This window comes from Streptomyces sp. NPDC022910 (genome assembly GCF_055561075.1).
In genome coordinates, this window is the sequence record NZ_JBVHHL010000004.1 from 204,643 (window position 1) to 226,993 (window position 22,351).

Below are 22,351 nucleotides of genomic sequence, written 5' to 3' on the forward strand. Positions count from 1 at the left end.
TACCGTGTCGGTCTCCGGCCGGGTAACCGCCGGGATGTGGGCGAAACGCCCGGCGGGTGGCGTTTGGGCGCCCCGGCCGGGGGGACGCGGAAGGTCTCCCAAGGGTGGCATTCGTGCGCCCGCCAGGCAGACGCAGACGACGTACGCGCGACCGCACCGGAGGCGAATCGTGAGTCGACCCCGCATCCTGATCGTCGGTGCCGGATTCGCCGGGTACCGGACGGCACGCACCCTGTCCCGGCTGACCCGGCACCGGGCCGACATCACCCTGCTCAACCCGACCGACCACTTTCTGTATCTCCCGCTGCTTCCCCAGGTCGCCGCGGGGATCCTGGAGCCACGGCGCGTGACCGTGTCGCTCACCGGCACCCTGCGCCATGTCCGCCTGGTGCTCGGCGAGGCCGACGGGATCGATCTGGACGCGCGCACCGTGCACTACACCGACCCGGAGGGCCAGGGCGGCACACTCGGCTACGACCGGCTCGTGCTCGCCGTCGGAAGCGTCAACAAGCTGCTGCCGATCCCCGGCGTCGCCGAGCACGCGCACGGCTTCCGGGGACTGCCCGAGGCGCTCTACCTGCGCGACCACGTGGTCCGTCAGATCGAGCTGGCCGGCGCGTCCGAGGACCCCAAGAACTGCTCGGCACGATGCACGTTCGTGGTGGTCGGGGCCGGCTACACCGGAACCGAGGTCGCCGCGCAGGGGCAGCTGTTCACCGACGAGATCGTGCGCCAGAACCCGATGCGCCACGACATGCGGCCGCGCTGGATGCTGCTGGACATCGCGCCGCGCGTGCTGCCCGAGTTGGACGAGCGGCTCTCGCGCACCGCCGACCGGGTGCTGCGACAGCGCGGCGTCGACGTACGGATGGGGACCTCCGTGAAGGAGGCGACGCACGACGGTGTCCTGCTGACCGACGGGGAGTTCGTCGAGACCCGCACGGTGGTGTGGTGCGTCGGCGTGCGTCCCGATCCGTTGGTCGAGGGCCTCGGCCGGCCCCTGGAGCGCGGACGGCTGCTCGTCGACCCGTATCTCCAGGTGCCCGGCCACCCCGACGTGTTCGCCTGTGGGGACGCGGCAGCCGTGCCCGATCTGGAGAAGCCCGGCCAGTACACGCCGATGACGGCACAGCACGCCTGGCGGCACGGCAAGGTCTGTGCCCGCAATGTGGCCGCCTCCCTCGGTATCGGCTCCCGGCGCGTCTACCGCCACCGCGATCTGGGCTTCGTCGTGGACCTCGCCGGCGTGAAGGCCGCCGCCAACCCGCTGGGCATCCCCCTGTCCGGGCCGGTCGCCGGAGCCGTCACCCGCGGATACCACCTCGCCGCGATGCCGGGCAACCGCGTCCGGGTCGGCTCCGACTGGCTCCTGGAGGCCGTACTTCCGCGCCAGGCCGTCCAGTTGGGGCTGGTCCGCTCCTGGTCGGTGCCGCTGGAGTCGGCCTCGCCCGAACTCGCCCGGCTACCCGGTGCCACCGACATCTCCGGTACGGAGGAGAACACATGAACTCCCGTCAGCTCCATGAACTGGCCCAGCAACTGCGCGTCGACAGCGTCCGCGCCGCCGCTGCGGCCAACTCCGGCCACCCCACCTCCTCGATGTCCGCCGCGGACCTGATCGCCGTCCTGCTGGCCAACCACCTCCGCTACGACTTCGAACGTCCCGCCCACCCCGGCAACGACCGGTTCATCCTCTCCAAGGGGCACGCCTCTCCCCTCCTCTACGCCGCCTACAAGGCCGCCGGAGCGATCAACGAGACCGAGCTGCTCACCTTCCGTAAGCTCGGCAGCCGTCTGGAAGGGCACCCCACGCCCCGCCGGCTGCCCTGGGTGGAGACGGCGACCGGCTCGCTCGGCCAGGGGCTGCCCGTCGGCGTCGGCGTCGCCCTGGCCGGGAAGCGTCTGGACCACACCGGTTACCACGTATGGGTGCTGTGCGGCGACAGCGAACTGGCCGAGGGTTCCGTGTGGGAGGCCGCCGAGCACGCCGGGTACGAACACCTCGACAACCTGATCGCGATCGTCGACGTCAATCGGCTCGGCCAGCGCGGCCCCACCCGCCACGGCCACGACCTGGACGCGTACGCACGTCGCTTCAAGGCCTTCGACTGGCACACGATCGAGGTCGACGGGCACGACGTCGACGCCATCGACCGCGCCTGCTCCGAGGCCGAGTCCACCGCCGGACAGCCCACCGTGATCCTCGCCCGTACCCTCAAGGGCAAGGGTGTCACCGCCGTCCAGGACCGCGAGGGCATGCACGGCAAGCCCCTGGCGGACGCCGAGGAGGCGATCGCGGAGCTCGGCGGCGTGCGGGACCTGCGCGTGGAGGTCCAGCCGCCGCCCGCGGCCCGGATGCTGCACGCCGTACAGGGCGGCCACCTGGATCTGCCGCGCTACGACGTCGGTGACGAGGTCCCCACCCGCGATGCCTTCGGCCAGGCGCTGGCCGCGCTCGGTCACGCCCGTGGCGACGTCGTCGCCATCGACGGCGAGGTCGGCGACTCCACGCGTGCCGAGTACTTCCACAAGGAGCACCCCGAGCGCTACTTCGAGTGCTACATCGCCGAACAGCTGATGGTCGCGGTCGCCGTCGGCATGGCGGCACGCGGATGGGTGCCGTACGCCTCGACGTTCGCCGCGTTCCTCACCCGCGCCCACGATTTCGTCCGTATGGCCTCGATCAGCGGCTCCGGCATCAACCTCGTCGGCTCGCACGCGGGCTGCGCCATCGGTGAGGACGGGCCGTCGCAGATGGGCCTCGAGGACCTCGCGATGTTCCGCTCGGTGTACGAGTCGACCGTGCTGTACCCGTGCGACGCCAACCAGACCGCGAGGCTCGTCGCATCGATGGCCGGCCTCGAGGGCATTCGCTATCTGCGCACCTCGCGCGGGAAGACACCGGTCATCTACGGCCCGACCGAGGAGTTCCCGGTCGGCGGCAGCAAGGTCCTGCGCGCCTCCGCCGAGGACCGGCTCACCGTCGTCGCCGCCGGGGTCACCGTCCACGAAGCGCTGAAGGCCGCCGACAGCCTTGCCGAACAGGGCATACGGGTCCGGGTCATCGACCTCTACTCGGTCAAGCCCGTCGACCGCGCCACTCTGCGTGATGCCGCCGAGCGCACCGGATGCCTGCTCACCGTCGAGGACCACCGCGAGGAGGGCGGCCTCGGCGACGCGGTCCTCGACGCCTTCGTCGACGGACGCCCCGTGCCCCGCCTGGTGCGCCTCGCCGTCCGCATGATGCCGGGCTCGGCGACCCCCGCCGAGCAGCTGCATGCGGCGGGCATCGACGCCGAGTCGATCGCGGCCGCGGCCCGACTGCTGGTGGAACACGCCGTCGTGCGGTAGGAGAAGGGAGCACGATGACCAGCACGCGTGCCGTGCGGGTGGGCCGTCGCACGGTGGAGATCCACCGGCCGGACAAGGTGCTGTTCCCGGGCGACGGTGACGGCAAGGAGTACACGAAGGCAGACCTGGTCGCGTACCACCGCGCGGTCGCCCCTTTCATGCTGCCCCATCTGCGCGGACGGCCCCTGATGCTGGAGCGGCACCCCGACGGTGTCGACGGACCCCGCTTCATGCAGAAGAACACCCCGGAGTACTACCCGGACTGGATCCACCGCGTCGAAGTGCCCAAGGAGGGCGGCACGGTCTGCCACACCGTCTGCGACGACACGGCCACCCTCGTGTACCTCGCCGACCAGGCCTGTCTCACCCTGCACCGCTGGCTCTCCCGGGTCGGCAGGCTCGAGCGGCCCGACCGGATCGTCTTCGACCTCGACCCGGCGGGCGACGACTTCGGCCAGGTGCGGCACGCGGCCCGGCTGCTGGGAGAACTCCTCGGCGAACTGCGGCTGCCGTCGGGTCTGATGACCACCGGCTCCCGGGGACTGCACGTCGTCGTGCCCATCAGCGGCGACCACGACATCGACGAGGCGCGTGAGTTCGCCAAGGACGTCGCCGACACCCTCGCCGACGCACACCCCGACCTGCTCACCACCGCCGCCCGCAAGAATGACCGGGGCGACCGGCTCTATCTCGACGTGCAGCGCAACGCGTACGCACAGACCGCGGTCGTCCCCTTCACCGTTCGTGCCCGGCCGGGCGCCCCGGTCGCCACGCCCCTGTCCTGGGACCAGCTGGACGACCCGGAGGTGGACGCCCGCCGCTGGACCGTCACCGACGCGGTGGACCAGGCCCGCACCGAGCCCTGGGCCGGACTGAGGGCCCGCGCCCTGGCCCCGGCGCGCAGGCGCCTCGAAGCGCTCCGCTGACGACACGACGGAGTCGAATCGTCGCCGCGGGTGAGTATGCGGCCCCGGCGGCGGAGCCGGCCCGGGAGCCCGGTCCACGAGGAGACGCATGCGCCTGTCCGAAAACAGGATCCGCATGTTTGTGCGGAAGACACTGGGCACTCGGCTTACGAGGTCGCCATGTCAAACACATCGAGTGCATCGAATTCACAGAATTCACCCAAAAACTCCGGGGACGGCGCGGCAGAGGACCGGCTGAGCCCGATGGAAGTGGTGCGCCAGGCACGCGTCCAGTTCTCGGAGCTGACCGGCATGACCCCCGAGTCCGTGTCGTCCTTCGAGCGTACGGAGGACGGCTGGCAACTGGAGATCGAGGTCCTGGAGCTCGCCCGGGTCCCCGACACGATGAGTCTGCTCGCGAGCTACGAGGTGGAGCTCACCGACGACGGTGAGCTCGCCGGCTACCGGCGCGTTCGCCGCTACGAGCGCGGGAGGGCCGACGCACATCGGCCGGGCGGTCGCCAGTAGACCGCGGCCCTGCACACACACCGACACCCCATACAGACAAGGAGGAGCGGTCGGCATGACCGTTGTCCCGGCACAGCAAACCGGCGGAGGTGGCGGCTCCAGCGGACTGTACGACGTCCTGGAGCTCGTCCTCGACCGAGGGCTCGTCATCGACGCGTTCGTCCGTGTCTCCCTCGTCGGCATCGAGATTCTGAAGATCGACGTGCGCGTCGTGGTCGCCAGCGTCGACACCTATCTGCGCTTCGCCGAGGCCTGCAACCGGCTCGACCTCGAGGCCGGTCCACGCAAGAGCCCCGGACTTCCCGACCTGGTCGGCGAGATCACCGAGTCGGGCGCGCGGGGCAAGTCGAAGGGCGCCCTGTCCGGAGCCGCGGAGACGATCTCCGGCGCCTTCAAGCAGGCCCGTGAGGAGGGCCAGAGCGAGGAGAGGCCGCGGCCGCGCAAGAGCACGTCCGCCCGGAAGAGGGAGGAGGAGCAGGAGTGAGCACCTATGTCTACGGCATCGCCGCGAACTCGCACCCCTCACTCCCCAAGGACATGGGTGGCGTCGGCGATCCGCCGTGCCCGGTCCGGATCGTGAAGGAGGGCGACCTGGTGGCGATCGTCAGCGACGCCCCCGAGGGCCTGCGGCCCAAGCGCAGGGACCTGCTCGCCCACCAGAACGTGCTCAGCGAGGCAGGCGCGGGCGGCTCGGTGCTGCCCATGCGCTTCGGCAGCGTCGCCCCGGACGACACCGCCGTCACCGAGGTGCTCGCCGAGCGCGCCGAGCACTACCGGGAGCGTCTGTCCGTCCTGGCGGGCACGGTCGAGTACAACGTCAAGGCCAGCCACGACCAGGAGGCGGTGCTGCACCTGGTCATGGCCGAGAACCCGGAGCTGCGGGCGCTGGCGGAGGCCAACCGGCAGACCGGCGGCGGCAGCTACGACGACCGCCTGCGGCTCGGCGAGATGGCCGCCCAGGCGGTGCAGAGCCGCGAGGCGGAGGACGCCGAGGAGCTGCGGCGCGTTCTGGGACCGGCCGCCGAGGCCGTCAGCGCCGGCCCGGAGTCCACCGGCTGGCTGGCCAACTTCTCCTTCCTCGTGCCCCACGACTCCGCCGAGGAGTTCCTGGCTGCCGTGGAGGAGGTCCGCAAGAACCAGCCGCATCTCGAACTGCGGGTCAACGGGCCGCTGCCGCCGTACAGCTTCGTCGAGCCGGGCCCTGCCGAGCCCGCGGCGACGACGACCGGCACGGCCACGGGCGAGGAGTGACCCATGGGACTGCTCACGGAGGCCCTGCTGCTGCCGTTCGCACCGGCGCGCGGCAGCCTCTGGGTGATCAGACAGCTGCTCGCCGAGGCCGAGCGACAGTACTACGACCCGGCGACCGTCCGGGCCGAACTCGCCCTTCTCGAGCGTCGGCTCGAGGGGGGCGAGATGACAGAGGAGGAGTTCGACCGCGAGGAGGACGCACTGCTCGACCGGCTGGAAATCGGCCTGGGTGGTACATCGGCAACGGGCGAGGGGACGACATGATGAATCGAACCGCACTGGGCCTCGCCATTGGGGCGGGGTACGTCCTCGGACGTACCAAGAAGATGAAGCTCGCAATCGCCGTGGGCTCGATGATCGCCGGGAAGCGCATGCAGCTCAGCCCGCGGGCGGTCGCCGATCTGGTCCGCCAGCAGCTGCAGGACAACCCGCAGTTCAAGGAGATCGGCGATCAGCTGCGCCAGGACCTGCGGGGGGTGGGCAAGGCCGCCTCCGGCGCCCTGCTGGAACGGCAGATCGAGGGCGTGGCCGACCGGCTGCACGGGCGCACCGGGCGGGTGCGTGACCAGCTGTCCGGCGTCGTGCCGAAGAAGCCGGACCTGCCCGGTCTCCGGGACGAGGAGGACGAAGAAGGGGCCGAGGACGAGGGTGCCGGGCCCGAGCGGGCGCGCGGCGAGAAGGATGCCGCCGAGGAAGAGGAGGGCCCGCCGCGCGAGAGGGCGGCGAAGAAGGCCCCGCCCAAGAAGCGGCCCGCGAAGAAGGTGCAGGCCAAGCGGGCTCCGGGACCGAAGGCCGCCAAGAAGACGGCCGGCAAGAAGGCTCCGGCCAAGAAGTCCCCCGCGAAGAACACCGCCGCCGCGAGGGGTGACGGGCGCCGCGGGTCGAGCGATGAAGGGAGGCGGTGACGATGGCCGGCACCGTGGGTTCCGCCACCGGCGGGGCGAACGGCGGACTGTCCAAGGTCGCCCAGAGCGAGGCGGTCGACCACCTGAAGCAGGAACTGCGGGGTTACCTCGCCGCCCGGGCCGAGAAGCTCCTCGTCGGCGTGGGGCGCAAGCTCGGCGAGACCACCGTCAAGCTCAACGACATCGCCGAGGGCAACAGCCCTGGCTTCGCCAAGCTCGCCCTGGAGGGCGGACGCAAGCTGGTCGAGGGCAAGGGCCCGCTGCGCGCGGTCCTGGAGACGGGCGCGGGCCAGGCCAAGGAGAAGTTGGGCGAGGCCGTGCAGGGTCTCGTCGGCGGCAAGGGCAAGCGCAAGGGCAGAGGCGGCAACAAGCCCATGGTCATCATCGAGTCCATCGACGTCGGCGTGCCGCTGCGCACCGCCTACGACCAGTGGACCCAGTACCAGGACTTCAGCACCTTCGCCAAGGGCGTGAAGAGCGCGAGCCGCGTCGACGACAAGACTTCCGGCTGGCAGGGGAAGATCTGGTGGTCCAGCCGGAGCTGGAAGGGCCTCACAGTCGAACAGATCCCCGACTACAAGATCCAGTGGTCGTCGGAGGCCGCCAAGGGCACCCACAAGGGCGTCATCACCTTCCACAGGCTCGACGACAACCTCACCCGCATCCTGCTGGTCATGGAGTACTACCCCAGCGGCTTCTTCGAGAAGACCGCCAACATCTGGCGTGCCCAGAGCCGCCGGGTCCGTCTCGACTTCAAGAACTTCGACCGCTACATCACCCTCAAGGGAGAGGCGGAGGACGGCTGGCGCGGCGAGATCCGCGACGGCGAGGTCGTCCGCACCCACGAGGAGGCGATCGCCGAGGAGGAGCGCGAGGAGGAGGAAGGCCCCGAAGAAGAGGGCGTCGAGGAGGAAGAGGAAGAAGAGGAGCCCGAGGGCGAGTACGAGGAGGAGGAAGAAGAGGAAGAGGAAGAGGAGCCGGAGGGCGAGTACGAGGAGGAGGAAGAAGAGGAAGAGGAGCCGGAGGAGGAGTACGAGGAAGACGAACAAGAGGGTGAAGAAGAGGGTGAAGAAGAGGGTGAGGAACGCGAGGCCGAGCGGTCGGCGGCCGGGAGCAGGCGATGACGACACCCCGCCGGCTTCCGGACCCCTACGGCGGGCCCAGCAGCGGAGCCAACCTCGCCGACATCCTTGAACGGGTGCTCGACAAGGGCATCGTGATCGCCGGCGACATCCGGATCAATCTGCTCGACATCGAACTCCTCACCATCAAGCTGCGGCTGATCGTCGCGTCCGTCGACAAGGCGAAGGAGATGGGCATCGACTGGTGGGAGTCCGACCCCGCCCTCTCCTCCCGGGCCCGCCGCGACGAACTCACCCGCGAGAACGCCGAGCTGCGCACCCGTCTCGAACGCCTCGAGGCCGCCCGCGACGCGGAGCAGCTCGAAGAGGCGCGCGGCAGAAAGGAGGCGTCACCGTGAGTGCACTCCGGTACGTCTACGCGGTCTGCCGCCCCCTCAGCGCCCCTCTCCAGGCCCAGCTGACGGGGGTGGCGGGCGTTCCCGCCCGGCAGCTGGAGCACCACGGTCTGATCGCCGTGGTCGGCATGGTCCCGGAGGAGGACTTCGCCGAGGAGCCGCTCAAGGCGCATCTGGAGGACCTGGACTGGCTCACCGCCACGGCCCGCGCCCACCAGAACGTCATCGACGCGCTCACCGGCGTCACCACTCCGCTGCCGCTGCGGCTCGGCACCGTGTTCCGCGACGACAGCGGCGTCCGAGTGATGCTCGAGGAGCGCGAGGAGGACTTCCGGGGTGCTCTGGAGCGGCTCGAGGGGCGCGTGGAATGGGGGGTCAAGGTCTACGTCGACGAGGGCGAGAGGGACGAGAGGGAAGCAGCGGGGGGCGGCCGGACCGCCGCGAAGGCCGCCTCCGGGCGGGACTACCTTCGGCAGCGCCGTATCCGCACCATCGCACACGAGGAAATGTGGCAGAAAGCCGAGGAATTCGCGCGCCGACTGCATGAAAAGCTCTCGGCGCACGCCGAGGATTCCCGACTGCACACCCCCCAGAACGCGACGCTTTCCGGGGCGTCGGGTCGCAACGTGCTCAATGCGGCCTATCTGGTGCCGCGGTCCCGTTCCGAGGAATTCGTGGAACTGGTGGACCGTACCGAGGACGACACCCCGGGAATCCGGGTGGAACTCACCGGTCCTTGGGCGGCCTACTCCTTCACCGGACTGACGGAAGGAGCGGTGTGACCGCCGTCGAACACAGGGAGATCGCCCTGGTCGACCTGCTCGACCGGCTGCTCGCGGGCGGGGTCGTCATCACCGGCGACATCACTTTGCGCATCGCGGACGTCGATCTCGTCCGCATCGATCTGAACGCCCTGATCAGCTCGGTCAACGCCCAAGTCCCCTCGCCGTGGCCGGAGGCCGAAGCACCATGACCGACAGGACGCCCGGAAAGCCCCGCAACCGGCTGGACCTGGAGCCCGACACCGTCGAACGTGACCTGGTCAAGCTGGTGCTGACGGTCGTCGAACTGCTCCGCCAGCTGATGGAGCGGCAGGCGGTCCGCCGCTTCGACACGGGAGAGCTGACAGAGCAGCAGGAGGAACGGATCGGCCTGACGCTGATGCTGCTGGAGGAACGCATGGCCGAACTGCGCGACCACTACGGACTGCGGCCCGAGGACCTCAACCTGGACCTCGGGCCGCTCGGACCGTTGCTTCCGCGTGACTGACCGCCGAACGGATCATCAGGGATCCGGTGACGGACGGATCACCGGCCGGTCACCACCGATACCATCGACCCCTCCCTCCGGCCGCGGTCGTACCGCGCACCAGGAAGCCGAGCAGCCAGATCACGAGGATCGCCAGCGCGATCCACCACAGCAGTTTCACCGCGAATCCGGCGCCGAAGAGAATGAGCGCCAGCAGAAGAACCAACAGGACAGGAACCATTGTGTGAACCTCCTGCTCATCGAGTCTCCCGAATAGCGGGAATCAGACGTCCTTTCGGCAAAGAATTTCCCCGTGCAGAACCGAGAACCAGCCGTCCTCCTGCCGCCCCCATTCCCGCCAGGCCGCCGAGACGGCCCGCAACTGCTCCACGGTCGCGTGACTGCCTTGGGTGGCCCGGTCCGAGTACGCCGAGGCGAGGGTGCGATCCGCCCACAGTCCGCTCCACCAGGCCCGCTCCTCGGCGGTGGCGAAGGTCCAGGTGCCGGAGGTGGCGGTGACGTCCCGGATGCCGGCGCCAAGCGCCCATGACTTCAGGCGCCGCCCGGCGTCCGGCTCACCGCCGTTGGCCCGGGCGACCCGCTCGTACAGATCCAGCCAGTCGTCCAGGCCCTGGGACGCCGGGTACCAGGTCATCGCCGCGTAGTCGGCGTCCCGGACGGCGATGAAACCACCCGGCCTGGTCACCCGGTGCATCTCGCGCAGTGCCTGTACCGGGTCACCCACGTGCTGGAGCACCTGATGGGCGTGGACCACGCAGAACGTCCCGTCCGGGTACGGGAGCGCGTGCACGTCCGCGACCGCGAAGTCCACGTTGGTCAGCCCGCGCGCGGCGGCCGTGGCCCGGGCCTGCTCCAGGATCCCCGGAGCGCGGTCCAGGCCGGTGACATGGCCGTCGGGGACCAGCTCCGCCAGATCCGCGGTGATGGTGCCCGGGCCGCAGCCGATGTCCAGGATCCGCATGTGCGGCTTGAGCGAGGCGAGGAGGTACGCCGCCGAGTTGGCGGCGGTCCGCCAGGTGTGCGAGCGCAGCACGGACTCGTGGTGGCCGTGTGTGTAGACGGCCGTCTCCTTCGACATGACCTTCCTCTTCCCGTCGTGCGGACCCCGCGGACGAGCCGCGGGCGGTACGCACCACCGTAAGCGCTCATGCCGAATGGTGAGACATGCGTCTTGCAATGTGGGCGAACGGGTGAGTGGCCGACGCTGGTCAGTCCAGGGGAAGCGGGCGGTACACGGTCAGCGCCTCCGGGAGCTTCTCGAGCGTCACGTCGCCCTGGACCTCGGTGACTTCACCGTCGTACGCGAGGGGGGTCCCCGGGCTCACTCCGTCGAGGCGCAGGCGCCGTACCCGAACGGCCGCGTGCGCCGGGGAGCGGGACAGGGGACCTGCGAAGGCGGCGGCCAGCAGACGGGCGGCAGGGCCGCGGCCGCCGTGCACGACGCGTACATCGAGCCTCCCGTCCGCCAGGTCGTAGCGGCGGCCGGGGGCGAGGCCCATCCGGTGGTACGTGCCGTTCCCGGCGAAGAGCAGCCACAACGGGCGGGTGCTGCCTGCCAGTTCCACGTGCAGCGGGTGACGGTCGGCGCGCAGGACGCGCAGCGCGGCGCGGACCCCGGCCGGCCAGCCGCCGATCCGGTGGGACCAGCGCTCCCGCTCGCGGACCAGTTCCGGGTACACGCCCAGGCTGCAGGTGTTCACGAAGCAGCCACTCGTCGCGCCCGAGGAGAAGCGGCCCACGTCGACGCGGACCGCGTGGCCCCGCTGGAGGGCGCGCACCGTGTCGCGGACGTCGTCGATGCCGAGGTCGAGCGCGAAGTGGTTGAGGGTCCCGGCCGGGAAGACGGCGAGGGGAAGCGCGTGGCGCAGGGCGACGTCGGCGGCCGCGTTCACCGTGCCGTCGCCGCCGCACACGCCGAGGACGCGAGCGCGGGCGGCTGCCTTCTCCAGCTCGGTGCGGATCTCGGACGGTTCGCACTCCACGACCTCGGCGCCCGGCAGGGCGTCCTGAAGGGCACGTATCCGGTCTGCGCTCCCCGAGCCCTTGTTCGCCACGGCCACGAGCCCCGTCCCGTCCGGCAGCGCGGGCGCGTCCGCGCAGGGGCGGCCGGGCGGCGGCACCAGGTCGCGGGTCGGGACCAGCCCGCGTACGGCGTAGGCGGCGCCCACACCCAGGGCCGCACCCGCCAGGACGTCGCTCGGGAAGTGGACCCCGGTGTAGACGCGAGAGACGGCGACGGCGACAGCGAGCGGTGCGACCGCCGCGCCCCAGGCACGCGACTCCAGCGCGACACCCGCCGCGAAGGCGGCGGCCGAGGCGGAATGCCCCGAAGGGAACGACGTGGTGATCGGCTGGCGCTTGAGCCGGCGGACGGCGGGGACCGGGTCCAGGACCGGGCGGGGACGGCGGACCGTGCGCTTGCCGAGGGTGTTGATGGTGGCGGAGGCCAGCGCCAGGGAGGCGACGCCGCGGGCTGCGGCCCGGCGCGCACGAGGTGTCCGGGTGGCGGAGAGGGCAGCGGCCGTGGCGAACCACAGCACACCGTGGTTGGCGGCGCGGCTGAGACGGGGGAGCAGGAGATCGGCCCCCGGCCAGTGGCGGGTGGCGACGGCCTCGAACAGGCGGCAGTCGGAGGCGAGCAGGCGGTCGCGGAGCGGATGCGGGCCCGGCGGACGCACGGTGAGGTCGACATCTGGGGTCATGGAAGGCGGGTACCCCGAGAAGGTCGAACCCTGCCGGAGCCGGCACCGGAGCGATAACCGTTTGCCCGGGCCCGGTGCTCCCGCCCACAATGCGCCGCATGGGACACCTGGAAGCCGCGCATCTCGAGTACTACCTCCCGGACGGGAGGGCGTTGCTCGGCGACGTGTCCTTCCGGGTCGGGGACGGCGCGGTCGTCGCGCTCGTCGGGCCCAACGGAGCCGGGAAGACCACCCTGTTGCGGCTGCTCTCCGGTGAGCTGAAGCCGCACGGCGGGACCGTCACCACGAGCGGCGGGCTCGGTGTCATGCGCCAGTTCGTGGGATCGGTCCGGGACGAGACGACCGTACGGGAACTCCTCGTCTCGGTCGCTCCGCCCCGCATCCGCGAGGCCGCCCGCGCCGTCGACGCCGCCGAGCAGGCCGTCATGACGGTCGACGACGAGGCGGCCCAGCTCCAGTACGCACAGGCCCTCGCCGACTGGGCCGAGGCCCGGGGCTACGAGGCCGAGACGCTGTGGGACATGTGCACCACGGCCGCGCTCGGCGTCCCCTACGACAAGGCGCAGTGGCGCCTGGTGCGCACCCTCTCCGGCGGCGAGCAGAAGCGCCTCGTCCTGGAAGCGCTGCTGCGTGGCACCGACGAGGTCCTGCTGCTCGACGAGCCCGACAACTACCTCGACGTGCCCGGGAAACGGTGGCTGGAGGAGCGGCTCGAGGAGACTCGCAAGACCGTGCTGTTCGTCTCCCACGACCGGGAGCTGCTGGCCCGCGCCGCACAGCGGATCGTGTCCCTCGAGCCGAGTCCGACGGGCGCCGACGCCTGGGTGCACGGCGGCGGTTTCGCGACGTACGACGGTGCCCGGCGCGAACGCTTCGCCCGTTTCGAGGAGTTGCGCCGACGCTGGGACGAGAAGCACGCGCAGCTGAAGAAGCTGGTGCTGAACCTGCGTCAGGCAGCGACCGTCAGCCATGAGCTGGCATCCCGCTACCAGGCCGCCCAGACCCGGCTGCGGAAGTTCGAGGAGGCCGGGCCGCCGCCCGAGCCGCCGCGCGAGCAGGACATCAGGATGCGGCTCAAGGGCGGCCGTACCGGCGTACGGGCCGTCACCTGCGAGGGACTCGAACTCACCGGCCTGATGAAGCCCTTCGACCTGGAGGTCTTCTACGGCGAGCGGGTGGCCGTGCTCGGCTCCAACGGCTCCGGGAAGTCGCACTTCCTGCGGCTGCTCGCGGGTGGCGACGTGGCGCACACGGGGCAGTGGCGTCTCGGCGCGCGCGTCGTGCCCGGGCACTTCGCGCAGACGCACGCGCACCCCGAGCTCGAAGGCCGTACGCTCCTGGACATCCTGTGGCAGGAGCACTCCCAGGACCGGGGCGCGGCGATGTCCCGACTGCGCCGCTACGAGCTGACCGCGCAGGCCGAGCAGAACTTCGACCGGCTCTCCGGCGGACAGCAGGCCCGCTTCCAGATCCTTCTGCTGGAGCTGGGGGGAGCCACGGCCCTGCTGCTCGACGAGCCGACCGACAACCTGGACCTGGAGTCCGCGGAGGCGCTCCAGAAAGGTCTGGAGGCGTTCGAAGGCACGGTCCTCGCGGTGACCCACGACCGGTGGTTCGCCCGCTCTTTCGACCGTTATCTGGTCTTCGGCAGCGACGGCCGGATCCGCGAGACACCGGATCCGGTCTGGGACGAGCGGCGGGTGGAGCGGGCGCGCTAGGCCCAGCGCAGCAACGCCCCCACCCCCTCCTCCGGTGCGGTCGGCACCGAAACGGCCGCCGCTCCAGTCTCCACGACGGCACGCAGCAGTGCGTCGTCGGCAGGGGCCTGCGCGAGGTGCCGCTCGCCCAGTGCCGTGAGGTCGCCGCGGCGCAGGGCGACGTGGTCCGGGTCGTCCCCGATCCACACCTCACGGCGCGTCTCCGGGCCCTCTGAATGGATCAGGAGTTCGTCGATGCGGTGTTCGCGTGCCGCCTCGACGACGGCCGGCACACCCTCGATCGCCCTCGTCCGTCCTTCCTCGTCGGGCGCCAGGGCCGAGAGGAAGCGCTCGAGCTCCTCGGCCGCCCGGTCGCGCATGTGCCCGGCACGGATTCCCTCCACGTCCTCGTCCAGCAGCCTGCTGCCCGGGCCGTGCGGCGCCTCGGCCACCCGGTCCTGGAGCCGGCGCGGCAGCCGTTCGTGCACGGAGCGCCGTTCGCGCTGCTCGCCGACGAGGACCACCAGGTCGGCGCCCGTCTCTTCCTGGCAGACGGCGAGCGCGTCCGCGATCTCCGCCGCGTTGCGCTCCCAGGTGTTCTCCACCCGGAGCTGGAAGTGGCGCACCGACCAGTCCGAGGTGGTCGTACGGTGCAGCGGCCACTGCCTGCCGGTCACCTCGCCGGCCGCCTCGCGGCCCAGCGCCCCGCGCAGCTCGAACTCGGCGCCCTTCCGGTCGATGTACGCCACCACGCACACCGGTTCGTCGTTGGCCAGGTCGAGCAGCGGCACCGTGTGCGGCAGCGGGGCCCACTGGGCCGAGGAGCTGCCCGGGGCGGCGGCCAGCGGCGGATCCAGGACCACCTCGCCCGCGCGGGCGAACAGCGCCCTCCCGTACGGCTCGGGGGAGTGGGCCAGCTCTTCGACGGCGGTCCGCACCGCCCGGCACGTCGGCTCGTCCGCGCCCTGCTGGGCCAGGTCGCGAGCCAGGGACTGAGCGGTGAGCGAGCGCTCGTGGGGCGTGGACTCGGTGTGCCGGGAGGTGTCGACGTATGCGGAGGCCCAGGGGCCAGGATGTTCGTAGAGTGGATGGAGAAAGGCGAGATCCATGGCTCCCTCCCGGATGCCGCTCGGGGTATTGCTTGCTGGGCGGGTACCCGGACCGCATCGAGGAAACCGACGAGCGGGGTACCACCATGACCGGAGTCGACCCGGGCCGGCTGACCGACCAGCAGCTCATGAAGGAGCTGGCGACGATCCACCGCACCCGCCACGACACGCTGCTGTACGGCTCGAACGACGCGCTGCGCGCGCACAACGACCGCATGGCGCAGTTGGAGGGCGAGTACCTGCGGCGCCATCCACGCCGCGGGGTCACGGCGAGCCGCACGCGTGACGGGGCCAGGGAACGCGAGCGGGGACCGGCCCTGACGGAGCTCGGCAGCGGGGGACGCGAAGGGGTGGAACCCGCCCGCTGACGCCGGCCGCACCGCTCCCGGCCCTTCGCGCCGCGGAGCCGGATGCTCCAGGGCACGGCAGAGCCGGACGGCGCGGCCCCAGGGGTGAGGGAGCCGCGCCGTCGGGTCGGTGCGGTGTGCGATGCGGAGAACTCCGTCCGCGGTTGAACTCCGTTCGCGCGGTGAACTCGGTCCGCGTCCGCGCGGTGAACTCCATCCGCGCGGAGAACTCCGTCTACGTGGTGAACTCCGTCTATGCGGTGAACTCCGTCTATGCGGTGAACTCCGTCAAGATCGCTTCGTTGAACGCCTTCAGATCGTCCGGCCTGCGGCTGGTGATCAGTTTGTTGGGGCCTTGGTCGATCCTCACCTGCTCGTCGACCCAGGTGCCGCCCGCGTTGGTGATGTCCGTACGCAGGCTCGGCCACGACGTCAGGGTGCGGCCCCGCACGACGTCGGCCTCGACCAGCGTCCACGGCGCGTGGCAGATCGCGGCGACCGGACGGCCCTGCTGGAAGAAGTCGCGGACGAACGACACGGCCCGCTCGTCCATCCGCAGCAAGTCCGGGTTGGCCACGCCTCCCGGCAGCACCAGCCCGTCGAACGACTCAGCCTGCACCTGGCCGACGACCACGTTCACCGGGAAGGTGTCCGCCTTGTCCAGGTGGTTGAACGCCTGGATGTGCCCCGGCTTCGTCGACACGAGGACCGGCTCGTGGCCGGCGGCGGCGACGGCCTGCCAGGGGTCGGTGAGTTCGACCTGCTCCACGCCTTCGGGCGCGGTCAGGAACGCGATACGCATGATGCTCACTGTCCTTTCTCTGCCTGTGCGTGCCATTCGGCCTCGTCGCTCGCCACCCCTTTCTCGCTCCGTGCCAGGCGCCGTCCGGCGCGGACACAGCGGAGCAGCTCCTCGCCGTACGGCAGGAGTACGGACGCGAGACAGCCGGTCGGCAGCGGCCGCCGACGCGGCACGAGGCGCGCGAGTCGCCCCGGCCGCCGCGCAGCGGCGACCGCACCTGGGCGCTGTCCACGGCGGTGCACACGTCCCACAGCGCCGTCGCCTCGCGCACCATGGCCCCCACCAACTTCGTAGCGCAGGGTCAGCGCGATCGGCACGCCCACCTCGGTCATCATCAGCCGACGGCACCTCCCAGCGGTGGCTGGGGGAGGACCGGCGACTCCTTCGTACCTGCCGCGTCCTGGATGGATCCCGGTGCACCGGTGCATCACCCAGTCGGAGACGCCCGGCAGGAACCAACCCGGCAGCAGCCCGTACAGGAGGTGGCGGGTCGTCGCGTCGCCGACGTCCACCGTCGCGCCGTACGCGCTGACCTCGGCGGCCCGGTCCCGGCGGCTCATGCCGTCACCCGTCCGGCCGCCCTCACGCCGACGTACCGCCCGGCCCGCCTCCCGGCGCGGCCTGGCTGATGTCCGCGAGCGCCGAGGTGGGGTCCTGGGCCACGGCCAGGTCGCCCAGGCTCACCATGCCCACCGGCCGCCCGTCCGCCACGACCGGCAGCCGGCGCACGGCGTACCCGCGCATCAGGTCGACCGCCGTCGATACGGGGTCGTCCGGGCCGACCACCACCGGGTCCGGCGTGCACACCGACTGGGCGCTCACGGTCAGTGGGTCGGCGCCGTCCGCGACGGCCCGCAGCGTGATGTCACGGTCCGTGAGCACGCCGATGATCTGCCCGTCTCCGGCCACCAGGACGTCTCCGACGTCCTGGGCGCGCATCAGCTGCGCCGCCTCGACGAGCGAGGCGTCCGGGCGGACCGCCACGACGCCCGGCGTCATGACCTCCCTGACGAAATCAGCCATGGTCTGTGGTCCTTTCCTGCCTTCCCCGGCGGTGAGGGGGTATGTCAGCGGACGACGACCGCAGTACCCCTGAGCCGGGTGCCTATGCCCTCCGCGCGGCCGCTCCTACCCGGACGACGGCTTCGGCGAGCGCCTCGGCGTTGGCATACCGCGCCGGGCGCGGAAGCCGGTCCACCGCCTCGACCAGGGGGCCGGGCGCGTTCTTGTCGCGCAGGGCGCGGACCAGGTTGCCCGGGTTCGCGGGGAAGTCGCTGCGCCCGAGATACCGGGTCAGCTCCAGACGGGCGGCCTCCAGGGCCATCCTGGGGTCACCCGGCACCACTGCTCCGCGCCAGACCTCCGGATCGTCGTCGGCGGTCGGCTCGGGGTCGTGCCATTCCTCGGTCCGGGTCGGGTGACCTGACCGCAACAGCCCCTGCAGTTCGTGCTTCATCTCGTCGTCCCGGTGGACGTTCAGCCGGTCGCTGCCTCGCTGCATGACTCCCTCCAGATCTTCGGGGGTGGCCCTCGCGTACCCGGTGGGCCGCGTTCGACACGGAAGCCCGGAAGTATCTGTCTCGGTGGCTCCCCCTTCCGAGGAAAGGACATCGCGCAGCAGGTGTCGAACAGCGACGGCAGCGACGACGACGCCGTCGTCGCCCGCGAGCCGGCCCGCGGCTACCGGCACGGCGTCTGGCGCCGCCCGGAAGCGTCTGCCGCCGATTGACGAGACCGCCACTTCGGCGAGCGCACCGACGCCGTCAACCCGGCCGGAAACCGTCCGGCTGCCCCGTCAGGAGATTCGACCGACTCGGCAGCCGGTGCCTACTTTCGGCCGTGTCCAGGCAGGAACTCCTGCATCTTCGCCTTGAAGCCCTGGCGGATCATCGAACCGCGATCCGTGTCCCCCTTCAGGATCGAGGCCGCCGTGGCCTCCATCTGCTCCCAGGTGGCGTGCGGAGGGATCGGCGGCACCGCCGGGTCCGTGAGGAACTCGATGACCGCGGGGCCGTCGGCCTCCAGGCCCGCGCGCCAGCCCGCCTCGACGTCCTCCGGCTTCTCCACCCGGACGCCGGTCAGCCCGAGGGAGCGGGCGAACGCGGCGTACTGGACGTCGGGCAGTTCCTGCGAGGGCAGGAACGACGGAGCGCCCTCCATCGCCCGCATCTCCCAGGTCACCTGGTTGAGGTCGTGATTGTTCCAGACGCCGACCACCAGCCGCGGGTCCTCCCATCGGTCCTGGTACTTCGCCGCCGTGATCAGCTCCGCGAGGCCGTTCATCTGCATCGCCCCGTCACCGACCAGGGCGATGGCCGGCCGGTCCGGGTGGGCGAACTTGGCGCCGATCGCGTACGGGACCCCACAGCCCATCGTGGCGAGCGTCCCCGACAGCGACCCCCGCATCCCCGGCCGCATCGTGATGTGCCGGGCGTACCAGTTCGCCACCGAACCCGAGTCGGACGTCACGATCGCGTTCCCCGGCAGGAGCGGCTCAAGGGCCCGGGCCACGTACTCCGGGTTGATCGGGTCCGCCGACAGCTCGGCCCGCTTCTCCATCACCTCGCGCCAGCGACGCACGTTCGCGCACACGGTCCCGTACCACTCGCGCCCGCGGTCCGCGTGCAGCAGCGGGATCAGCCGTTCGAGGGTCGCCTTCGCGTCGCCGACGAGGTTCACCTCGTACGGATAGCGCATCCCGACCATGTGCGGGTCTATGTCGATCTGCACGCCCCGTGCCTTGCCGAAGTCAGGCAGGAACTGGGTGTACGGGAAGGAGGAACCGATCGTGAGCAGTGTGTCGCAGTCGCGCATCAGCTCGTACGACGGGCGGGTGCCCAGCAGGCCGATGGATCCCGTGACGTACGGCAGCTCGTCGCTCAGTGCGTCCTTGCCGAGCAGCGCCTTCGCCACGCCCGCGCCCAGCAGCTCGGCGATCCGCTGCACCTCCGCCTGCGCCCCGGCGGCGCCCTGGCCGATCAGGATCGCCGTCCTGTCACCGGAGTTGAGGATCTCGGCGGCCCGCTCCAGCGACTCCTGTGTGGGAATCGCCGTCCAGCCACTGCGGTCCAGGCTGGAGGGCACCATCTTGAACTCGTGCGTCGGCGGCGAGTAGTCCAGCTCTTGCACGTCACCGGGGATGATCACAGCCGTGGGGGCGCGGCGAGCGTAAGCGGTGCGCACCGCGCGGTCGAGGACGTTCGGCAGCTGTTCGGGGACGTTCACCGTCTCCACGAAGTCCGAGGCCACGTCCTTGAACAGGGTGTGCAGGTCGACCTCCTGCTGGTACGAGCCGCCCATCGCCGTGCGGTGCGTCTGTCCGACGATCGCGAGGACGGGCACGTGGTCGAGCTTGGCGTCGTACAGGCCGTTGAGCAGGTGGATCGCACCGGGTCCCGAGGTGGCCGCGCACACTCCGAGACGGCCGCTGAACTTCGCGTGACCGACCGCCTGGAACGCGGCCATCTCCTCGTGGCGCGCCTGGACGAAACGTGGCCGGTCCTCGGCCCGGCCCCAGGCGGCGAGCAGGCCGTTGATGCCGTCGCCGGGATACCCGAAGACGTACTCCACACCCCACTCGCGCAGACGTCGAAGGATGTGGTCGGCGACCTTGGTGCTCATCGGGGACCTCCCGTGGGAAGAGGGGCGTACGGATCGCACCTGTCGAGTCACCCGGGCCGTGCCGGGAAAACCTGACGGAAACGAGTCCGGAGCCCGGGACGCATATCGGGGCGGCCCGGGACGGCGGGCGTTCGAGCTCCCGGTCGGCCCTCGCGGGAGCGAGGGCCGGCGCGAGCGCCGGACGCCGCATCGCGCGCCCCACCGCGACGCTCCGTGTTCTGCCCGCACATCCCCGTGTTTGCCCGGCAGGCGGCCGGGCAGGCGCAGCCTCAGTGCTTCGGACAGGAGGCACGTCCGTGGGAGCGGTGGAATCCCGCCACGGGTGTGCCCGTCCGGCTCGGGTGCCCTCCCACGGTGACCGTCCACCCAAGGCACCAGCAAAGGGAGTTGCGACCCACCATGCAGAACCGAGCGAGCGTGAAGCATCACCCCCACGACGACGCACCCGACACCGCGGAGGCCTTCCGCAGGCTCGCCACGCTCCCCCCGGGTCCCGAGCGCGACGCGCTCCGCGACGAGATCGTCGAGGCCTGGCTGCCCATGGCGGAACGGCTCGCGGGGCGCTTCCGCAGCCGCGGCGAAAGCTATGAGGACCTGCGCCAGGTGGCGGCGCTCGGCCTGGTCAAGGCCGTGGACCGCTACGACCCCGAGCGCGGTCACGCCTTCGAGAGCTATGCCGTCCCCACCGTCACCGGAGAGATCAAGAGGCACTTCCGCGACCACATGTGGACCCTGCACGTGCCGCGCCGCGTCCAGGACCTGCGCAACAGGGTGAGGTTCGCCTGCCAGGACCTGTCGCAGACCGTCTCGGGCCGCAGGCCCACCGTCGCCGAGATCGCCGAGCACGCCAAGATGAGCGAGGAGGACGTCCTCGTCGGCCTCGAGGCGCTGGAGAGCTTCACGGCGCTCTCGCTGGACGCCGAGCTGCCGGGCAGCGAGGACGGGTATTCGCTCGGCGACTCCCTCGGCTCGCCCGATCCCGCACTCGACACCGTCGTCGACCGCGAGGCCGTCAAGCCCCGGCTGCGCGCCCTGCCCGAACGTGAACGGGCCATCCTCTACATGCGGTTCTTCGACGACATGACCCAAAGCAGCATCGCCGAACGGCTCGGCATCTCCCAGATGCACGTCTCCCGGCTGATCAGCCGCTGCTGCAACCGGCTCCGGGACCAGGTGATGAGGGACGCCGCCTAGTTCCGACGGCCGAGGGCAAGTCCCATGTGCCGGGACATCATGTCCAATGCCTGGGCCTCGGCCATCGAGAACGCCAGCCGGGCACCGGTGCGGAACAGGGTCAGCACCCCGCGCACGGTGCCCCCGGCGGTGAGCGGCACGCACAGCAGTGACGTCACGTTCGCGCGGACGAGGACCGGGGCGCCCGAGGCGTCACGGCCGAAGGCCTCCGGGTCCTCGGGCCGCACCCGCAGGACCGTGGAGCCGCCGCGTGCCGCCTCGACGACGAGGGGGCACCCGGCCGGATCCTGCGCGGCCAGCGCGGCCGCCTCCTCGGGGGACGGTCCCAGCACGGCCGTACGGGTCAGCCGGGCGGCCCCCTCGTCGGCGACCACCCAGTCCGCGAACCGGCCGTGCAGCACCCGGGCCGCATGCTCCAGGACCGCCTCCGCGGGCGCGGTCAGCAGGGCCGTGGTCATCGCGTCCACCAGGTCCATCAGCGTCGCGTGCCGGGTGCTCTCGGTCAGGCTGGGGATGCCGCCGGGAGGAGTGTGCCCTCCGTCCGGCACGCGGGCGTGCGCGGGCTGCAGCACCACCAGCACAGCGGTGCGCGGCTCGCCGCTGGGCCGCACCGCGGCCAGCGTCGCCCGGACCGGCACCTCGGGATGCCGCTGGAGCCGCACGGTCAGACTGCGGTCACCCTCGCCGCGCGCCACCGCCGCCGTCTGCGAACGGAACGCGGCCCGGTCGGCGTGTGCGAGGAAACCGGTCAGCGGGCGGCCCGTCGCAGAGCCGGCGCGAACCAGGGTGAAGGCGGTGGCCGCGAAGTTCAGCCGGCGCACCACCGTCTCGCGGTCCACCAGCACGACGGGTACCGGGAGTCGCTGGAACAGGGCCTTGAGCAGCTGATGTTCCTGACGCTCACCGGAGCCGCCGGGAGCTGCGGCGCCCGTGGACAGCCGCTGGTACCAGGGCCACAACTGTCCGGCAACGTGGTCGAGTTCGAAGATGGCCGCGTCGAGCACCGTGGGAAGATCACCTGCCGGGATGGAGCGGGCCGCCTTGAGTTCCGCCACCCGGCGTACGAAATCCGCGAGCTCTTCCCCGAATTCGTCCGTCTGCGTCATGCGACGAACCTAACCCGGACGGTTGACTCCAAGGGCTTCGCGGGCCGAACCCGGCCGTGCTGTTTTTCGCGGCGGTGGGCGGGCACG

Annotated in this window: 26 protein-coding genes; 16 read left to right on the forward strand and 10 right to left on the reverse strand. The window is 71.3% G+C overall.

Annotation, left to right across the window (positions count from 1 at the left end):
- Positions 1-169 precede the first annotated feature (169 nt).
- The 13 genes from ACZ3TS_RS05790 (at position 170) to ACZ3TS_RS05850 (ending at position 9,686) form a co-directional block, all read left to right on the forward strand.
- Positions 170-1,507: an NAD(P)/FAD-dependent oxidoreductase gene (locus ACZ3TS_RS05790; RefSeq protein WP_467613953.1), complete on the forward strand. Its 1,338-nt coding sequence runs from the start codon at positions 170-172 to the stop codon at positions 1,505-1,507.
- Positions 1,504-3,351, forward strand: a complete 1,848-nt coding sequence (locus ACZ3TS_RS05795; RefSeq protein ID WP_467613954.1) for a transketolase — start codon at positions 1,504-1,506, stop codon at positions 3,349-3,351. The genes ACZ3TS_RS05790 and ACZ3TS_RS05795 overlap by 4 nt, the downstream gene beginning before the upstream one ends.
- Positions 3,352-3,365: 14 nt before the next feature.
- A complete protein-coding gene (gene ligD / locus ACZ3TS_RS05800) occupies positions 3,366-4,277 on the forward strand; it encodes a non-homologous end-joining DNA ligase (protein ID WP_467613955.1) in 912 nt (303 codons plus the stop codon).
- 159 nt (positions 4,278-4,436) lie between these two features.
- A complete protein-coding gene (locus tag ACZ3TS_RS05805; RefSeq protein ID WP_467613957.1) occupies positions 4,437-4,784 on the forward strand; it encodes a gas vesicle protein GvpO in 348 nt (115 codons plus the stop codon).
- A gap of 55 nt (positions 4,785-4,839) precedes the next feature.
- Positions 4,840-5,268 (forward strand): gas vesicle structural protein GvpA, encoded by a 429-nt coding sequence (locus tag ACZ3TS_RS05810; protein WP_467613958.1) that lies wholly within the window; start codon positions 4,840-4,842, stop codon positions 5,266-5,268.
- Entirely contained in the window at positions 5,265-6,035 is a 771-nt protein-coding gene (locus ACZ3TS_RS05815; RefSeq protein WP_467613959.1) for a GvpL/GvpF family gas vesicle protein, read from the forward strand. Before ACZ3TS_RS05810 ends, ACZ3TS_RS05815 begins: the two co-directional genes overlap by 4 nt.
- 3 nt (positions 6,036-6,038) lie before the next feature.
- Positions 6,039-6,299, forward strand: coding sequence for a gas vesicle protein GvpG (locus ACZ3TS_RS05820; RefSeq protein WP_467613961.1), 261 nt, complete (start codon positions 6,039-6,041; stop codon positions 6,297-6,299).
- Entirely contained in the window at positions 6,296-6,940 is a 645-nt protein-coding gene (locus tag ACZ3TS_RS05825; protein WP_467613963.1) for a DNA primase, read from the forward strand. Before ACZ3TS_RS05820 ends, ACZ3TS_RS05825 begins: the two co-directional genes overlap by 4 nt.
- 2 nt (positions 6,941-6,942) lie before the next feature.
- The gene (locus tag ACZ3TS_RS05830) at positions 6,943-8,064 is read left to right on the forward strand and encodes an SRPBCC family protein (RefSeq protein ID WP_467613964.1); all 1,122 of its coding nucleotides are present in this window, start codon (positions 6,943-6,945) and stop codon (positions 8,062-8,064) included.
- On the forward strand, positions 8,061-8,420 hold the full coding sequence (locus ACZ3TS_RS05835) for a gas vesicle protein (RefSeq protein WP_467613965.1): 360 nt from the start codon (positions 8,061-8,063) through the stop codon (positions 8,418-8,420). The genes ACZ3TS_RS05830 and ACZ3TS_RS05835 overlap by 4 nt, the downstream gene beginning before the upstream one ends.
- Positions 8,417-9,199 (forward strand): GvpL/GvpF family gas vesicle protein, encoded by a 783-nt coding sequence (locus tag ACZ3TS_RS05840; protein ID WP_467613967.1) that lies wholly within the window; start codon positions 8,417-8,419, stop codon positions 9,197-9,199. Before ACZ3TS_RS05835 ends, ACZ3TS_RS05840 begins: the two co-directional genes overlap by 4 nt.
- Positions 9,196-9,390, forward strand: coding sequence for a gas vesicle protein (locus ACZ3TS_RS05845; RefSeq protein WP_359410249.1), 195 nt, complete (start codon positions 9,196-9,198; stop codon positions 9,388-9,390). Before ACZ3TS_RS05840 ends, ACZ3TS_RS05845 begins: the two co-directional genes overlap by 4 nt.
- Positions 9,387-9,686 carry a gas vesicle protein K gene (locus ACZ3TS_RS05850; RefSeq protein WP_467613969.1) on the forward strand — a complete coding sequence of 100 codons (300 nt, stop codon included), beginning with the start codon at positions 9,387-9,389 and terminating at the stop codon, positions 9,684-9,686. Before ACZ3TS_RS05845 ends, ACZ3TS_RS05850 begins: the two co-directional genes overlap by 4 nt.
- Before the next feature lie 49 nt (positions 9,687-9,735).
- Here the strand turns inward: ACZ3TS_RS05850 and ACZ3TS_RS05855 are convergent, their stop codons facing one another.
- The 3 genes from ACZ3TS_RS05855 to ACZ3TS_RS05865 all read right to left on the reverse strand — a co-directional run bounded on the left by ACZ3TS_RS05855 (position 9,736) and on the right by ACZ3TS_RS05865 (position 12,388).
- Positions 9,736-9,906 (reverse strand): hydrophobic protein, encoded by a 171-nt coding sequence (locus tag ACZ3TS_RS05855; protein ID WP_467613971.1) that lies wholly within the window; start codon positions 9,904-9,906, stop codon positions 9,736-9,738.
- Between the two features lie 42 nt (positions 9,907-9,948).
- Positions 9,949-10,764, reverse strand: a complete 816-nt coding sequence (locus ACZ3TS_RS05860; protein ID WP_467613972.1) for a class I SAM-dependent methyltransferase — start codon at positions 10,762-10,764, stop codon at positions 9,949-9,951.
- A gap of 130 nt (positions 10,765-10,894) precedes the next feature.
- Positions 10,895-12,388: a phosphatase PAP2 family protein gene (locus ACZ3TS_RS05865; protein WP_467613974.1), complete on the reverse strand. Its 1,494-nt coding sequence runs from the start codon at positions 12,386-12,388 to the stop codon at positions 10,895-10,897.
- Between the two features lie 98 nt (positions 12,389-12,486).
- On the opposite strand from ACZ3TS_RS05865, the gene ACZ3TS_RS05870 reads away from it, so the two are divergent.
- On the forward strand, positions 12,487-14,106 hold the full coding sequence (locus tag ACZ3TS_RS05870; RefSeq protein WP_467613976.1) for an ABC-F family ATP-binding cassette domain-containing protein: 1,620 nt from the start codon (positions 12,487-12,489) through the stop codon (positions 14,104-14,106).
- Here the strand turns inward: ACZ3TS_RS05870 and ACZ3TS_RS05875 are convergent.
- Entirely contained in the window at positions 14,103-15,194 is a 1,092-nt protein-coding gene (locus tag ACZ3TS_RS05875) for a baeRF2 domain-containing protein (protein WP_467613978.1), read from the reverse strand. The genes ACZ3TS_RS05870 and ACZ3TS_RS05875 overlap by 4 nt on opposite strands.
- A 56-nt stretch (positions 15,195-15,250) precedes the next feature.
- Here ACZ3TS_RS05875 and ACZ3TS_RS05880 point away from each other — a divergent pair, with 56 nt between their 5' ends.
- Positions 15,251-15,562 (forward strand): DUF6158 family protein, encoded by a 312-nt coding sequence (locus tag ACZ3TS_RS05880; protein ID WP_467614115.1) that lies wholly within the window; start codon positions 15,251-15,253, stop codon positions 15,560-15,562.
- Positions 15,563-15,812: 250 nt separating this feature from the next.
- Here the strand turns inward: ACZ3TS_RS05880 and ACZ3TS_RS05885 are convergent, their stop codons facing one another.
- The 5 genes from ACZ3TS_RS05885 to ACZ3TS_RS05905 all read right to left on the reverse strand — a co-directional run bounded on the left by ACZ3TS_RS05885 (position 15,813) and on the right by ACZ3TS_RS05905 (position 19,964).
- On the reverse strand, positions 15,813-16,343 hold the full coding sequence (locus ACZ3TS_RS05885; RefSeq protein WP_467613980.1) for a type 1 glutamine amidotransferase domain-containing protein: 531 nt from the start codon (positions 16,341-16,343) through the stop codon (positions 15,813-15,815).
- Positions 16,344-16,348: 5 nt separating this feature from the next.
- Entirely contained in the window at positions 16,349-16,903 is a 555-nt protein-coding gene (locus ACZ3TS_RS05890) for a diguanylate cyclase (RefSeq protein ID WP_467613981.1), read from the reverse strand.
- 22 nt (positions 16,904-16,925) lie between these two features.
- A complete protein-coding gene (locus ACZ3TS_RS05895) occupies positions 16,926-17,366 on the reverse strand; it encodes a CBS domain-containing protein (RefSeq protein WP_467613982.1) in 441 nt (146 codons plus the stop codon).
- An 82-nt stretch (positions 17,367-17,448) separates the two neighbouring features.
- The gene (locus tag ACZ3TS_RS05900) at positions 17,449-17,844 is read right to left on the reverse strand and encodes a DUF2795 domain-containing protein (protein WP_467613984.1); all 396 of its coding nucleotides are present in this window, start codon (positions 17,842-17,844) and stop codon (positions 17,449-17,451) included.
- A gap of 326 nt (positions 17,845-18,170) precedes the next feature.
- Entirely contained in the window at positions 18,171-19,964 is a 1,794-nt protein-coding gene (locus tag ACZ3TS_RS05905) for a thiamine pyrophosphate-requiring protein (protein WP_467613986.1), read from the reverse strand.
- A 399-nt stretch (positions 19,965-20,363) separates the two neighbouring features.
- On the opposite strand from ACZ3TS_RS05905, the gene ACZ3TS_RS05910 reads away from it, so the two are divergent.
- A complete protein-coding gene (locus ACZ3TS_RS05910) occupies positions 20,364-21,158 on the forward strand; it encodes an RNA polymerase sigma factor SigF (RefSeq protein ID WP_467613987.1) in 795 nt (264 codons plus the stop codon).
- On the opposite strand, the gene ACZ3TS_RS05915 is transcribed toward ACZ3TS_RS05910, so the two are convergent.
- On the reverse strand, positions 21,155-22,264 hold the full coding sequence (locus ACZ3TS_RS05915; protein ID WP_467613989.1) for a GAF domain-containing protein: 1,110 nt from the start codon (positions 22,262-22,264) through the stop codon (positions 21,155-21,157). The two genes, ACZ3TS_RS05910 and ACZ3TS_RS05915, sit on opposite strands and share 4 nt — an antisense overlap.
- Positions 22,265-22,351: the final 87 nt, after the last annotated feature.

Bases quoted from the DNA above. Each gene is read 5' to 3' on its own strand.
- ACZ3TS_RS05820 (WP_467613961.1), top strand. From the start codon at position 6,039: ATGGGACTGCTCACGGAGGCCCTGCTGCTGCCGTTCGCACCGGCGCGC.
- ACZ3TS_RS05795 (WP_467613954.1), top strand. From the start codon at position 1,504: ATGAACTCCCGTCAGCTCCATGAACTGGCCCAGCAACTGCGCGTCGAC.
- ACZ3TS_RS05810 (WP_467613958.1), top strand. From the start codon at position 4,840: ATGACCGTTGTCCCGGCACAGCAAACCGGCGGAGGTGGCGGCTCCAGC.
- ligD (WP_467613955.1), top strand. From the start codon at position 3,366: ATGACCAGCACGCGTGCCGTGCGGGTGGGCCGTCGCACGGTGGAGATC.
- ACZ3TS_RS05865 (WP_467613974.1), bottom strand. From the start codon at position 12,388: ATGACCCCAGATGTCGACCTCACCGTGCGTCCGCCGGGCCCGCATCCG.
- ACZ3TS_RS05830 (WP_467613964.1), top strand. From the start codon at position 6,943: ATGGCCGGCACCGTGGGTTCCGCCACCGGCGGGGCGAACGGCGGACTG.
- ACZ3TS_RS05870 (WP_467613976.1), top strand. From the start codon at position 12,487: ATGGGACACCTGGAAGCCGCGCATCTCGAGTACTACCTCCCGGACGGG.
- ACZ3TS_RS05860 (WP_467613972.1), bottom strand. From the start codon at position 10,764: ATGTCGAAGGAGACGGCCGTCTACACACACGGCCACCACGAGTCCGTG.
- ACZ3TS_RS05850 (WP_467613969.1), top strand. From the start codon at position 9,387: ATGACCGACAGGACGCCCGGAAAGCCCCGCAACCGGCTGGACCTGGAG.
- ACZ3TS_RS05875 (WP_467613978.1), bottom strand. From the start codon at position 15,194: ATGGATCTCGCCTTTCTCCATCCACTCTACGAACATCCTGGCCCCTGG.
- ACZ3TS_RS05915 (WP_467613989.1), bottom strand. From the start codon at position 22,264: ATGACGCAGACGGACGAATTCGGGGAAGAGCTCGCGGATTTCGTACGC.
- ACZ3TS_RS05825 (WP_467613963.1), top strand. From the start codon at position 6,296: ATGATGAATCGAACCGCACTGGGCCTCGCCATTGGGGCGGGGTACGTC.
- ACZ3TS_RS05835 (WP_467613965.1), top strand. From the start codon at position 8,061: ATGACGACACCCCGCCGGCTTCCGGACCCCTACGGCGGGCCCAGCAGC.
- ACZ3TS_RS05910 (WP_467613987.1), top strand. From the start codon at position 20,364: ATGCAGAACCGAGCGAGCGTGAAGCATCACCCCCACGACGACGCACCC.
- ACZ3TS_RS05890 (WP_467613981.1), bottom strand. From the start codon at position 16,903: ATGAGCCGCCGGGACCGGGCCGCCGAGGTCAGCGCGTACGGCGCGACG.
- ACZ3TS_RS05855 (WP_467613971.1), bottom strand. From the start codon at position 9,906: ATGGTTCCTGTCCTGTTGGTTCTTCTGCTGGCGCTCATTCTCTTCGGC.
- ACZ3TS_RS05805 (WP_467613957.1), top strand. From the start codon at position 4,437: ATGTCAAACACATCGAGTGCATCGAATTCACAGAATTCACCCAAAAAC.
- ACZ3TS_RS05895 (WP_467613982.1), bottom strand. From the start codon at position 17,366: ATGGCTGATTTCGTCAGGGAGGTCATGACGCCGGGCGTCGTGGCGGTC.
- ACZ3TS_RS05900 (WP_467613984.1), bottom strand. From the start codon at position 17,844: ATGCAGCGAGGCAGCGACCGGCTGAACGTCCACCGGGACGACGAGATG.
- ACZ3TS_RS05905 (WP_467613986.1), bottom strand. From the start codon at position 19,964: ATGAGCACCAAGGTCGCCGACCACATCCTTCGACGTCTGCGCGAGTGG.
- ACZ3TS_RS05885 (WP_467613980.1), bottom strand. From the start codon at position 16,343: ATGCGTATCGCGTTCCTGACCGCGCCCGAAGGCGTGGAGCAGGTCGAA.